The sequence below is a fragment of the Alkalihalobacterium sp. APHAB7 genome (genome assembly GCF_048323755.1).
GTDB lineage: Bacteria > Bacillota > Bacilli > Bacillales > Bacillaceae_F > Alkalihalobacterium.
The window spans coordinates 46512-60269 of record NZ_JBLWFS010000024.1 but is presented as its reverse complement, the minus strand read 5'-3'; the positions used below and the strand labels follow the sequence as shown (position 1 = coordinate 60269).

14 protein-coding genes are annotated in these 13758 nt (G+C 38.9%); all 14 read right to left on the bottom strand.

What is annotated here, in order from left to right:
• Positions 1-552 precede the first annotated feature (552 nt).
• The 14 genes from lysS to hpt all read right to left on the bottom strand — a co-directional run bounded on the left by lysS (position 553) and on the right by hpt (position 13737).
• Positions 553-2055 (bottom strand): lysine--tRNA ligase, encoded by a 1503-nt coding sequence (lysS, locus tag ACNSTQ_RS18460; protein ID WP_418201267.1) that lies wholly within the window; start codon positions 2053-2055, stop codon positions 553-555.
• A 202-nt stretch (positions 2056-2257) separates the two neighbouring features.
• A complete protein-coding gene (gene dusB, locus ACNSTQ_RS18455) occupies positions 2258-3259 on the bottom strand; it encodes a tRNA dihydrouridine synthase DusB (RefSeq protein ID WP_418201266.1) in 1002 nt (333 codons plus the stop codon).
• A 26-nt stretch (positions 3260-3285) separates the two neighbouring features.
• Positions 3286-3492 (bottom strand): helix-turn-helix domain-containing protein, encoded by a 207-nt coding sequence (locus tag ACNSTQ_RS18450; protein ID WP_418201265.1) that lies wholly within the window; start codon positions 3490-3492, stop codon positions 3286-3288.
• The gene (gene folK, locus ACNSTQ_RS18445; RefSeq protein WP_418201264.1) at positions 3444-3971 is read right to left on the bottom strand and encodes a 2-amino-4-hydroxy-6-hydroxymethyldihydropteridine diphosphokinase; all 528 of its coding nucleotides are present in this window, start codon (positions 3969-3971) and stop codon (positions 3444-3446) included. Before folK ends, ACNSTQ_RS18450 begins: the two co-directional genes overlap by 49 nt.
• Positions 3964-4332 (bottom strand): dihydroneopterin aldolase, encoded by a 369-nt coding sequence (folB, locus tag ACNSTQ_RS18440; protein WP_418201263.1) that lies wholly within the window; start codon positions 4330-4332, stop codon positions 3964-3966. The genes folK and folB overlap by 8 nt, the downstream gene beginning before the upstream one ends.
• A 2-nt stretch (positions 4333-4334) precedes the next feature.
• Positions 4335-5162 (bottom strand): dihydropteroate synthase, encoded by an 828-nt coding sequence (gene folP / locus ACNSTQ_RS18435; protein WP_418201262.1) that lies wholly within the window; start codon positions 5160-5162, stop codon positions 4335-4337.
• 6 nt (positions 5163-5168) lie between these two features.
• A complete protein-coding gene (gene pabC / locus ACNSTQ_RS18430) occupies positions 5169-6026 on the bottom strand; it encodes an aminodeoxychorismate lyase (protein WP_418201261.1) in 858 nt (285 codons plus the stop codon).
• Positions 6011-6607, bottom strand: coding sequence for an aminodeoxychorismate/anthranilate synthase component II (pabA, locus tag ACNSTQ_RS18425; RefSeq protein WP_418201260.1), 597 nt, complete (start codon positions 6605-6607; stop codon positions 6011-6013). The genes pabC and pabA overlap by 16 nt, the downstream gene beginning before the upstream one ends.
• 18 nt (positions 6608-6625) lie before the next feature.
• A complete protein-coding gene (gene pabB, locus ACNSTQ_RS18420; protein ID WP_418201271.1) occupies positions 6626-8083 on the bottom strand; it encodes an aminodeoxychorismate synthase, component I in 1458 nt (485 codons plus the stop codon).
• A 221-nt stretch (positions 8084-8304) separates the two neighbouring features.
• Entirely contained in the window at positions 8305-9228 is a 924-nt protein-coding gene (gene cysK / locus ACNSTQ_RS18415; RefSeq protein WP_418201259.1) for a cysteine synthase A, read from the bottom strand.
• A 107-nt stretch (positions 9229-9335) separates the two neighbouring features.
• The gene (gene hslO / locus ACNSTQ_RS18410; protein ID WP_418201258.1) at positions 9336-10223 is read right to left on the bottom strand and encodes an Hsp33 family molecular chaperone HslO; all 888 of its coding nucleotides are present in this window, start codon (positions 10221-10223) and stop codon (positions 9336-9338) included.
• Positions 10216-11001 carry a type III pantothenate kinase gene (locus ACNSTQ_RS18405; RefSeq protein ID WP_418201257.1) on the bottom strand — a complete coding sequence of 262 codons (786 nt, stop codon included), beginning with the start codon at positions 10999-11001 and terminating at the stop codon, positions 10216-10218. The genes hslO and ACNSTQ_RS18405 overlap by 8 nt, the downstream gene beginning before the upstream one ends.
• A 103-nt stretch (positions 11002-11104) precedes the next feature.
• The gene (gene ftsH / locus ACNSTQ_RS18400; protein WP_418201256.1) at positions 11105-13129 is read right to left on the bottom strand and encodes an ATP-dependent zinc metalloprotease FtsH; all 2025 of its coding nucleotides are present in this window, start codon (positions 13127-13129) and stop codon (positions 11105-11107) included.
• Positions 13130-13197: 68 nt separating this feature from the next.
• Positions 13198-13737 carry a hypoxanthine phosphoribosyltransferase gene (gene hpt, locus ACNSTQ_RS18395; RefSeq protein ID WP_418201255.1) on the bottom strand — a complete coding sequence of 180 codons (540 nt, stop codon included), beginning with the start codon at positions 13735-13737 and terminating at the stop codon, positions 13198-13200.
• Positions 13738-13758: the final 21 nt, after the last annotated feature.

Sequence of the window (13758 nt, the reverse complement as noted above, 5' to 3'; positions counted from 1 at the left end):
GATGTTGCAACAGGACGTTGCGTTCTTAATCGAAGTTCATTCATCACTGTGACGTTTTAAAACATTGACGAGATATCATGTATCTCATTTATTTCGCTTGGCTTTTTGTTCAGTTTTCAAAGAACTTATAGCTTGTCTGCTGTGTGACAGCGACTTTACTAATATAACACGCAGGTAATTCATAGTCAACAATAAATTTTATTTTTTTGAAACAAATTTTTATTAGAGTCGACAAAATAATGCCTGTTTCTTATTATACTCATTGTCTAGAAAAAATAAAGAGTCTTTTTAAGGAAATGCACAATTAATTCTTTTCTATACTAAAATGATCGACCTGGAAAATAAACAATATACAATTTTATATTATATTCTTGCCTCTTTCTCTAGAATGCGTGCGTCTACTTGATACTAATAAAACTCCTTATTACATTGCTAGAAACCATTATAACCAACATGTGCTTTTTTAACAAATTCACAAAAAAAGTGCCTGCACCTACCAACATTTAACGTAATTATATTTGGAGAGATGCAGACACGCATTAGTATACTATTCTATTCTTCAGTAGTTTCACGATGACGCATTTGCGGAAACAATAATACATCACGGATAGAAGGAGAATTTGTTAATAACATAACTAAACGATCGATACCAATACCTAAACCACCTGTTGGAGGCATTCCATATTCAAGAGCTTCGACAAAATCGTCATCCATCATATGCGCTTCGTCGTCACCTTGTTCTCTTTCTTTTAATTGATCTTCAAATCTCTCCCTTTGATCAATTGGGTCATTAAGCTCAGTAAACGCATTCGCATGCTCGCGGCCGACAATAAAGAGTTCGAAACGGTCTGTAAAGCGCTCATCTTCTGGGTTCTTCTTCGCTAACGGTGAAATGGCAGTCGGATGACCATAAATGAACGTAGGCTGTATTAATTTTTCTTCAACAAAATGCTCAAAGAATTCATTAACAACATGTCCATAAGTCATTGTCTCTTTTACAGGAACCTTATGCTCTTTTGCAATTGCTCGAGCTTCCTCGTCGCTCATTTCTTTCCAGAAATCTACTCCTGCATACTCTTTAATTGCATCAACCATGTGAAGTCTTTTCCATTCAGGCTTTAGGTTTACCTCATAGTCGCCATACTGAACAGTTGTAGTCCCTAACACTTCTTCAGCAATATGCGCGATTAAGTTTTCAGTTAAACTCATGATATCTTTATAGTCAGCATAGGCCTCATATAACTCAATCATTGTGAATTCTGGATTGTGACGTGTTGATACACCCTCGTTACGGAAAACTCGTCCAATTTCATACACCTTTTCTAAACCACCAACAATCAGACGCTTTAAATGGAGCTCAATAGCTATTCTCATATAAAGAGTCATATCGAGAGCATTGTGGTGTGTAATAAAAGGACGAGCTGAAGCACCTCCAGCAATCGAATGCATCATCGGAGTTTCTACTTCTAAGTAGCCTCGGCTATCTAAGTAACGTCTCATTGATTGTAAGATTTTACTTCTAAGTACAAACGTATCACGAACTTCAGGGTTTACGATTAAATCAACGTATCTTTGGCGGTAACGTTGTTCTATGTCTTTTAACCCGTGAAACTTATCTGGTAAAGGCCTTAATGATTTTGTAAGTAATTGGAAGTTAGTTACTTTAATAGATAACTCTCCAACTTTGGTTTTAAAGGCCACACCAGAAACTCCAACAAGGTCACCAATATCAATCGTGTTAAACAGCTCATACGCTTCTTCTCCAACAGCATCTTGTCTAACATAGATTTGAATTTTCCCAGTTAAGTCCTGGATATGAGCAAAGCCTGCTTTTCCTTTGCCTCGCTTAGTCATAATTCGACCAGCAAGTACTACTTCATGCTTGTCTTCTTCTAACTGCTCTTTTGATATTTCACCAAATTGCTCTGTCATCTCTTTTGCAGAGTGCGTTCGGACAAACTTACTTCCAAATGGATCGACACCTTTATCCACTAACTTTTTTAATTTGTCTCTTCGCACGGCTAGTAAGTCATTTAATTCTAATTCCTGTGACATTTCATCAACTCCTAATTTTCTTTAAAACTAAAAACTATTTCCAAACTACTGCTAACTCAACAATAAATAAAAGGATCTTATGTAACCATCTCGTGAATGATTTTGGTTTTGGCTTATATGTAGAAAAACTGCCAGCAGATACTGGCAGTGTGTGATTATCTCAGACGAATTATAGAAAAGTAAAGTGATAAAGTCAACTATCTTAGCCTACTTCGACAATCTCGTTCATTCTTGCTTCAACTTCATCAATATAGCTGTATAAAGAATTGAATACATCATCGCGCGTTTCGAACTGATTGATTTGGTCTCTCACTACTGAGTTGCCACGCATTCCTTTGAGATACCACGCTGCATGCTTTCTCATTTCACGGACAGCTACTTTTTCACCTTTTAATGCGATTAAACGATCTAAGTGAATCATACATACATCGATTTTTTCTCGCGGCGTTGGATCTCCAGGAAGTTCACCTGTCTCTAAAAAGTGAACTGTACGATAAAGCATCCAAGGGTTTCCTAATGCAGCTCTTCCAATCATAACACCGTCTACCCCTGTAGTATCTAACATGTGTTTCGCGTCCTCAGGTGTTTTAACATCGCCATTACCGATAACAGGAATATTTACAGATTCCTTTACTTCTCTAATGATGTCCCAATTTGCTACACCTTCATACATCTGAACTCGTGTACGTCCATGCACAGCAACCGCTTTTCCTCCTGCACGTTCGACTGCACGTGCATTCTCAATAGCAAAAATATGCTCATCGTCCCAACCGATTCGCATTTTAACTGTTACTGGCTTATCCACAGCGTCAACTACAGCTGATACCATTTCATAGATCTTGTTAGGGTCGAGCAACCATCTAGCCCCTGCATCACACTTCGTAATTTTCGGTACTGGACAACCCATATTAATATCGATTATGTCTGCATTCGTGTTTTTATCGACAAACTTGGCAGCTTCCACTAAGGTGTCTTTTTCACCACCGAAAATTTGCAAGCTCAATGGCTTTTCACGCTCATCTACATATAGCATACTTAACGACTTTTCATTTTTGTGTAAGATTGCTTTATCACTAACCATCTCAGCACAAACAAGTCCTGCTCCAAACTCTTTTGCGATTAATCGGAAAGCCGGATTACAAACACCTGCCATCGGAGCTAACACGACTTGGTTTTTCGTTTCAATATTTCCGATTTTTAACATCACATCACCTCCGACTTGTTTTATAACTATTTATTAGACGTCAACTCGTCTTTACTAATTTGTAAAGCCGTAGCTATTTTTTCAATTAGTTCTTCCGTTGGCACCCTCGTTCCTCTTTCGACTTCACCCAATACTGAAATTGAAATCCCTAAAGTATGAGCAAACGCTTCTTGCGTGTAACCTTTCAATTTTCGAAAAGCCCGTATTCTCCTACCCCATTGTTCATTTTCCATACTCTAACACCTTCTTTATCTGTTAACCTGCTATAGATCTCCGAAACTGTTACCTTCTCATGAGGCAGCATTATTTGAGGGTTAATTTCCTCCAACGGAATGATGACAAAACTTCGCTCACTCATTCTTGGATGAGGAATCAGTAAATCATCCATCTTAATATTTTCTTGATTATAGAGTAAAATGTCAAGGTCTAATGTTCTCGGTCCCCAACGGATTGGAGTATTTTTTTTTGCCTTGCTTTCTATTTTTTGGGTTACTTGTAATAGTTGTTCAGGTGAATAGGACGTTGAAACCTCAATAACCATATTCAGAAAATCTTGTTGGTCCAAAAAACCGACGGGGTCTGTTTCGTAAATTGAGGAAACTCGATTAATCTTGAGACCTGCTTCCTCGTTCAATTCCTTTAGGCCAAATAATAGATAGTCTTCTCGAACACCGATGTTAGAACCCAATGCAATATATACGAGATTATTCACTATTTCGGCTCCTTGTAATTTCTACTGCTACAGAATGGTAATGGCCATTAATTGGCGGATCTGGTTTAATAACTTTTATTGTACATGACTGAACGATCGGAAACGTTTTAAGGATCAAAGAACTAATGTTCTCAGCAATCGTTTCCACTAACTTATGCGTTTGGCTCTCCACCACTTTTTTTGTAAGCTCGTATACTTCTGCATAGTTGACCGTTTGAGTTAAATCATCATTCATCCCTGCATGACTTAAGTCTAAAAATAATGTTGCATCTACCTTAAAACGTTGACCTAACTTGTTTTCTTCTGGATAAACACCATGGTATCCATAAAATTGCATCTGATCGATAATAATTTTGTCCATTTTTATACACCTTTCCCTAACATCGCATCCATCATTTTTGCCATTCGGCTCATTTCTAAAACATCATGAACTCTTATAATGTGACAACCTTTCGCAATACCGAGGCAAACCGTTGCTCCAGTTCCTTCTACTCGCTCATCCACTGGAAGGTCTAATGTTTTGGCGATAAACGATTTTCGAGAAGTCCCTAGTAAGACGGGATACCCTAGGTCTACAATTTCATCTAACTTTCTCATTACTTCAAGGTTTTGCTCATACGTTTTAGCAAATCCAATCCCTGGGTCCAAAATAATTTGATCATCACGAACTCCAGCCTGGCGACAAATGTTAATACTTTCTTGCAGATCTCTTTTCATGTCTTCTAGGAGGTTAACGTAGTTTTTGTTTGTGCGGTTATGCATGAGAATAATCGGAACATCGTAAGTTGCTGCTACTTCGGCCATCATCGGGTCTGCTTTGGCTCCCCATACATCGTTAATAATTGATGCTCCTGCTTCAATCGCTTGTTTAGCGACTTCACTTTTATACGTATCGATCGAAATCGGGACATCGACCTCTCGAGCGATTGCAGAAATAATAGGAATGACTCTTTTTAACTCTTCATCTCGCTCTACCTTTTCTGCCCCTGGTCTTGTTGACTCTCCACCAATGTCAATAATTTTAGCTCCTTGATTTACCATTTTTTTGGCATGATGGACAGCTGCTTCAACTTCATTAAACTGACCACCATCAGAAAATGAGTCGGGTGTTGCATTTAAAATTCCCATTACGGTTGTTTCACCTAGAAATTGTGCTGCTCTAACTTTTGGAGGATTTGTTTGAACGGACATTTCAATTTACTCCTTTTTATATATTTCAACTCGACTGCTAAGTTGCCTTAGTGAGAAATAATGTTTTCGTAACTCATTAGCCAACGCGCTGTTGTAGTTCGTTTTTCCATCAACATCTTCAAGTGAAACGATCTCTTGAATAGAATTGGTTACAAAAGCTTCATCTGCTTCAAGCAAGTCGTTACTTTTATAAAAACCTTCTTTATACTCGTAGCCTAACTCGTCTAATAACGTTAAGATAAACTGCCTCGTTACACCATTTAGTATCCCCGTTTCAACCGCTGGTGTGTATACAACATTATTTTTTAGCCAAAAAAGATTGGATACGATTCCTTCAGCAAGATAATCGTCATGCGTTAAGAAAATTCCTTCAACATTTGCATCTGAACCTATTTCCCTTTTTCCAATAATGTTATTTAAGTAATGGTGGGATTTCAGCCGTTCATTTCCTTCGGGTGTATTTCGTTTCGTCTTCAAAATTACCCCACGTTTTGTCACTGACATCTTTTCTGGCAGTGGTTTAACGTATACAATCGTCGAAGGTTTTTCGTATGGATCGACTTGTAGTCCCAGTGAGCCCGCACCCGCTGAAACATTCCACCTAACATATGCATTCGTTAACTTATTTTTCTCTAATAATTCCCGCAAGACCATCATTACATCTTCTTTCGTCCAATTCCAAGCAATAGAAAGTTGATTTAAACTTTGGTGCAAGCGATGAAAATGGTCATCCACTAAAAATGGATGACCTTCATAAATACGAAACGTCTCAAATACACCTAAGCCATACATAAAGCCATGATCAAACGCTGAAATTTTTGCATCTTCCGGTGTTACAATTTCACCATTTACATAGATGTACATGCTGAGGAACGCCCCCTATAGCATTCAACAAAATTACGTAATAAAAGCTTACCTGACTCCGTCATTATGGACTCTGGATGGAACTGAACACCTTCGATAGGAAGTGTTTTATGACGCAGAGCCATAATTTCCCCTTCCGCTGTTTCTGCTGTGATTTCTAAACAGTCAGGAAGTGTCTCCCGTTCAACAATTAAGGAATGGTATCTAGTTGCTGTAAAAGGAAGTTCGATCCCTTTAAAAATGGTTTTCTCATCATGAGTGATATCGGAAGTCTTTCCATGCATCAATCGTTCCGCTCGAATGACTTTACCGCCAAACACTTGACCAATCGACTGATGCCCTAAACAAACGCCAAAGATGGGGATTTTCCCAGCAAAATGTTCGATTGCCTTTAAGCTAATTCCTGCTTCATTCGGACTACAAGGACCTGGCGAGATCATTAAGTAATCTGGGTTTAGTTCTTCAATTTCTCCAATGGTGATTTCGTCGTTTCGTCGAACGACTAACTCTTCACCCATCTCTCCCAAATATTGCACCAAATTGTACGTAAATGAATCATAGTTATCAATCATTAAAATCATTGGTATTCCTCCTCAGCTCTACTGTACTTTTTCTTGACTAACCTCTTCTTCACTCAACTCTTTTGCACGCCAAAGAGCGGTTGCTTTCTTTAATGATTCTTTATACTCATGTTGTGGATTAGAGTCAATTACAATACCTGCTCCAGCCTGTACATAAGCCATTTGATCTTTTGCAAGTATTGTTCGAATAACAATATTTAATTCCATATCTCCATTATAACCGATCCAGCCAATGGATCCTGTATAAATTCCTCTTCTAACCGGTTCAAGTTCTTCAATGATCTCCATCGTTCGCACTTTTGGTGCTCCAGTAATCGTTCCACCTGGGAAGGTTGCTCGAATGATATCGTATGCGTCTTTTCCTTCTGTAAGCTTTCCTTTTACATTAGAAACAATATGCATAACATGGGAGTATTTTTCAATGACCATTAGCTCGTCCACTTCAACTGAACCGAACTCGCACACTCTTCCTAAGTCGTTACGCTCAAGGTCAACGAGCATAATATGTTCTGCACGTTCTTTTTCGTTTTCAATAAGTGTCTTTGCATTTCTTTCGTCTTCTTCTTCGGTCTTCCCTCTCGATCTCGTCCCTGCGATCGGACGAGTACTTACCTCTTGTCCAGCTTTCTTCACAAGAAGCTCTGGTGAACCACTCGTTAACTGAAATTCCGGAGTATGGAAGTAAGCCATATATGGTGAAGGGTTAACTTCACGTAACTTTTCATAGATATGAAGTGGTTCTGTTAGTAGCGGCTTTGCCTGCCGGACCGATAAATTTACTTGAAAAACATCCCCTGCAGCTATATATCCTTGAATTTTTTCAACAGCGTTTGCAAATTCAGTTTCTGATAAAGAGGCTGTCCAATCGTTTTCCTTCTTATTTTCTAGTACATGCCACTTCCATTCATCTAGTGGTTCAATCCATGCTGTTTTATATAATTCCAATCGTTCTGAAGCGGTTTCTCGTTTACTTTCTTTATAATGAATGATGATGTTTAATTCTTTCCTCTCCATGTCATAAACAAACACATCATCAAAAACGAGAAAGTAAAGCTCTTCCATCCCTAAATCATCTTGAGCTGTATTTGGGAGCTTTTCAATTTGTCTTACAAGGTCATAGCTAATATACCCAACTGCCCCACCTTGGAATGGAGTAGCACCTTCGCAATAGTCTCGTTGTTGTTCTTGCATCCACGCTTTCATATTGGTAAGGAGATCCCCTGACCTAGTGTAGGCTTGTCCATTATGTTCAATTGTTAATGTTTGTCCTTTTCCTTTAATAATAGCTATTGGAGTTAAACCGATAATATGATATCGACCAGCTCTACCACTTTCTAATAAAACGTGGTATGGTTCCTCTTTGGAAAGCTGCTTATACTGTTGAAACCAATCGCTTTCACTTAATGGGATTTTCGCTGTCAACACCTGCTGTTTTTCTATTGAATTGTCTTGAAGCAATACACTCACTCTCCTCATTAATGGCGAATGATTTCTAACCATTTTTCTTAGGTTAATTCTACAACAATTTATAAAATACGGAAAGCGGAACTGACCGTTTAGTGAGTCGATGGTGACTAGCGTAAGGAGTGAGGGAAGTCTCACTGGGAGCCGGAGCTAGCTAGACATCTGAAATATCACCCTTTTTTATCGTCTTAAAAGAGGCTGACACGTAAGCGTCAGCCTCTTTTTTTATTATTTTATTCGTCAAATTGGTAAAGTGGTGTTGATAGGTAACGCTCACCATTACTTGGGATAATCGCTATTACCTTTTTACCTGCACCTAACTTTTCAGCCACTTGAAGCGCTGCATAAATAGCTGCACCAGAAGAAATACCACCTAAAATTCCTTCTTCGCGTCCAGCACGGCGTGCATATTCAAATGCTTGATCATTTGAAACTGGAATAACTTCATCATACACATTAGTGTTTAAAATAGAAGGAACAAATCCAGCTCCAATGCCTTGGATTTTATGCGGGCCTGGTTTCCCTCCTGATAAGACTGGAGAATCTGCAGGTTCTACTGCATAAATCTTAAGATTAGGGAAGTTCTCTTTTAACAAGCCACCTGCACCTGTAATTGTTCCACCAGTTCCAATACCCGATATAAATGCATCAACACTTCCTTCAACTTGCTCTAAAAGCTCACGGCCTGTTGTTTCACGGTGAATTTCTGGATTAGCTTCATTTTCAAATTGTTGTGGCATAAAGTATCCATCTTCTTTTGATAGTTCTGTCGCTTTGCGAATCGCACCACCCATTCCTTCTGGCCCTGGAGTAAGCACTAACTCTGCACCGTACGCTCTTAATAGGTTACGACGCTCCATACTCATTGTTTCTGGCATAACGAGCTTTGTTTTATATCCTTTAGCAGCTGCCACCATTGCTAATCCGATCCCTGTGTTTCCACTTGTAGGCTCAACAATAATATCATCTTTCTTTAATCGACCGTCTCTCTCAGCGGCTTCAATCATCGCTAAAGCGATACGATCCTTTACACTACTTCCTGGATTAAAATACTCAAGCTTTAAATAAATATCTGCAGACCCTTCAGGTACGATTCTGTTTAATTTCACTAATGGCGTTTGCCCAATTAAATCTGTAATTGAATTTGCTACACGCATTTTTAACTTCCCCTTTCGTTAATACCGAGTAAATTCATTGGTTTTGTTAAGATTATAGTAGCAAATGATTTCCAAATAGTCAACGGATTTTTTTGATAATTTTAACTCTATTTATTGCTGCCTGCTTCCGTTAGTAATGTTTCTAATTCAGGTCTAGTAAATACGTACGTTTCATTACAAAAGTGACAACGAGTTTCGGCTTTTCCATCCTCGTCGATCATTGCTTGTATTTCTCCGGCACCTAAACTGATAATGGCCGTTTCAAATCTTTCCTTTGAACAAGTACAGGAGAATTTAACTTCCATTTGATCGAGAATCTTTAAATTTTCTTTACCAAGTAACTCTTCAAGGATCTCTTCGGGGCTTTTACCCGCTTCAATCAATTTAGAGATTGGAGGAATTTGACTTAAACGTTTTTCAATATACTCAATGATGTCATCTCCAGCGCCAGGCATCATTTGAAGAATAAATCCACCTGAAGCTAAGATGGAGTAATCAGGGTTAACCAGCACTCCAACTCCAACAGCCGAAGGAATTTGTTCAGATGTTACAAAATAGTATGTAAAATCTTCACCCAATTCCCCGGAAATAATTGGAACACTTCCTGTGAAGTAATCTCTGAGACCTAAATCTTTTACAATAGATAGTTGCCCATTTGTACCTACAGCTCTTGCCACATCAAGTTTCCCGTGGGCATTTAAATCAAAGTGAACATGTGGGTTTTTAACGTACCCCCTTGTTTCTCCTTTAGCATTCGTATCAACAATAATATGTCCTATTGGCCCGTCTGCTTCAATTTTCACAGTGATTTTCGCATCACCTTTTTGCATAGCGCCCATCATCGTTGCAGCCGTCATTGCTCTTCCTAATGCAGCTGATGCTGTTGGCCATGTGTCTTGTCTTTTGGCTGCTTCACCAATCATTGCAGTAGTTCGCGTCGCATAAGCTCTAACACTACCATCAAATGCAATCGCTCGTACAAGATAATCACTCATGATCTTCGTCCTTCCTCGAATTTTTCATATAAATCATTTGTAGACCTTTAAGCGTTAAAAACGGATCTACAATTTCAATGGTTCTCGATTCTTTTCCTATCAATGGAGCTAAACCCCCAGTTGCAATAACTCTAGGTTCTACCGAGGATTGCTCTTTCATTCTTCGGACGATTTCATCCACTTGCCCAACGTATCCATAATAGATCCCGGCTTGCATAGCATTTACCGTGTTCTTTCCAACTACTGAAGGCGGTTCTGAAATTTCAATACGGGGAAGTTTCGATGCCCTTGTATATAATGCTTCAGTTGAGATACCAACCCCTGGTGCAATTGCACCGCCCATATATTGCTTCTGTTCGTTAATATAACAGAACGTAGTCGCTGTACCAAAGTCTACGATAATTAAAGGGCTTCCATACAGATGAATGGCAGAAACAGCATTAACGATTCTGTCAGCACCTACTTCTCTAGGGTTTTCATATTTAATGTTTAAACCCGTTTTAATTCCAGGTCCAATCACAATTGGATCTAACTTAAAATATTTTTTACACATCTTTTCTAGTGCAAACATAATCGGTGGAACAACAGAAGAAATGATAATTCCATCGATTTCTGTTAAGCTAAGATCCTGATCTTGAAACAAACTTTTTACAAGCATACCGTACTCATCTTCAGTTTTATCTCTACTCGTAGCAATACGCCAATGATGAATGAGGTCATCACCATCGTATACACCTAGAACAATATTCGTATTCCCTACATCTACAACAAATATCATAATTGTTCACCACATTTCATTTTAGTTTATGTATGTTTACTTTACCTCAATTTTACCATTTTCAAAAGAAAATAGGATGTCCAAAGACATCCTATTTTTCCTATTACTTATCTGTTTTATTTTCATCATCTGATTTTGGTTTCTCAGATGGTTCATCTGAAGGCTTAGCATCAGTTTCTTCTTTTACTTCAGCCTCATCTTTTTTAGAAGAAATATTTACTTTAACATCACCATCTTGAGTCGTTTCAGACTTAAGCTCTTGTTTACGATACGCATCCGTATGATGGTTTTCAGGAAGTTTCCCTTCGTTTACAAGTGATTTAATTTGTTCAGCATCTAACGTTTCAAGTTCCATTAACGTTTCTGCAACAAGATCTAGCTTATCTTTATTATCAAGAAGGATCTGCTTACAACGTTCATAACATTCTTTAATGAAACGTTGTACTTCTAAATCAATTTCATAGGCAATTTGGTCGCTATAGTTTTGTTCGTTTTGAATATCACGACCTAAGAACACTTGACCGCCTGAACTTTGTCCAAATTGCATTGGTCCAAGCTTTTCACTCATACCATATTCAGTAACCATTTTACGAGCAATACTTGTTGCGCGCTGGAAATCATTATGAGCTCCAGTACTTACTTCTCCAAAAGTAACTTCCTCAGCAACACGCCCGCCAAGTAAGCCCATAATTTTATCAAGCAACTCTGGTTTGGTCATAAAGTAGCGATCCTCTTTCGGAAGCATAACAGCATATCCACCAGCTTGCCCACGTGGAACAATCGTAACTTTATGAACCATATCTGCATTTTCAAGTTTGACACCCACGACCGTATGGCCTGCTTCGTGCCAAGCAACAATTTTCTTTTCTTTTGCCGAGATTACTCGACTCTTCTTAGCTGGTCCAGCAATGACACGGTCAATAGCCTCTTCAATATGAACCATGTTCACTTTCTTCTTATCATGACGTGCAGCAACAAGAGCCGCTTCATTTAATAGATTTTCTAAGTCAGCACCCGAGAAACCAGGTGTACGAGCAGCAATCGCTTTAAGATCAACGTCATCGGCAAGAGGTTTGTTACGTGCATGTACTTTTAATACCTCTTCACGACCTTTAACATCTGGTCGGCCAACTAGAATTTGTCGGTCAAAACGACCTGGACGCAGTAATGCTGGATCTAGGATATCAGCACGGTTTGTTGCCGCGATGATGATAATTCCTTCATTTGCACTAAATCCATCCATTTCAACGAGTAACTGGTTTAGCGTTTGCTCACGTTCATCGTGACCCCCGCCAAGTCCTGCTCCACGTTGTCGTCCGACCGCATCAATCTCATCAATAAAGATAATACACGGGGCATTTTTCTTTGCATTTTCAAATAGGTCACGTACACGAGAAGCACCGACCCCAACAAACATTTCAACGAAATCAGAACCACTGATTGAGAAGAATGGTACACCCGCTTCACCTGCAACTGCACGTGCAAGTAACGTTTTACCTGTACCAGGTGGTCCTACTAATAGAACCCCTTTTGGAATACGCGCACCAATTGCTGAGAACTTTCGAGGGTCTTTTAAGAACTCAACCACTTCAACAAGCTCTTGCTTTTCTTCATCTGCGCCAGCAACATCCTTAAATTTCGCTTTTTTCTTATCATCTTGAACCATTTTCGCCTTACTTTTACCAAAGTTCATGACACGGCTTCCGCCACCTTGAGCCTGGCTTAGTAAGAAGAAGAATAGGATGAAAATAATGATAAATGGAATAATTGACGTAAAAAAGGTAACCCAACCACTTGTCTCATCTGCAGGCTCCATCGTGAACTCCGGTGCAGAAACTCCACCTTCTTGAACAGCAAACAGTCTTTCAACTGCCAACTCAGCCCTAGGAATATATGTTTGGAAATACTCTCCTTCTGGCGTGTTTACAAGCTGTCCTCGTACTAAGTACACTTGTCGCTCAGGCTTTAAAGAAAGAGTGGTAACCTCTCCATTTTGAAGTTTTTCATAAAACTGATCAACTGTCATCGGTGTCGTCTCGACTTGATCACCGCTAAATACACTTACAATCCCTACGATGACTAGAAAAATTAATAAGTAAAATATCGTGTTACGAAAAATCCGATTCATTCCTGACCTCCTCCCACGTACAATAAGCTTAAATTATAGTATCATATTTACCACTTTTTTCACAATCTTTACGTCCCATAAATTTCTGGCTTTAGTACGCCAATATACGGGAGGTTTCGATAGCGCTCAGCAAAGTCTAAACCATATCCGACAACAAACGCATCTGGAACCGTAAATCCGGCAAGATCAGGTACTAAATCAACCTTTCTGCCATCTGGTTTATCTAAGAGTGTAACGATCTTAACCGATTTTGCTTTGCGATAATGAAATAGCTTTACTAAATAGCTTAGTGTTAATCCGCTATCTATAATATCTTCTACAATGAGGACATCGCGTCCTTCTACTGAAGTATTTAAATCTTTCACAATTTTAACTTCACCGGAAGTAACGGTACCAGCACCGTAACTTGATACATCCATAAAATCAAGCTCGATATGTGTATCTATTCTTTTCGTTAAATCGGCCATAAAAGGCAAAGCACCTTTTAATACTCCGACAACAAGGGGAAACCGGCCTTCGTACTCTTTCGTTAGTACGTCTCCTAGCTCACGTACCTTCTGTTGTATTTCTTCTTCAGAAATTAAGACTTCTTTGATTTCATCTTTCATTATACTGTTATACCCTCCTGT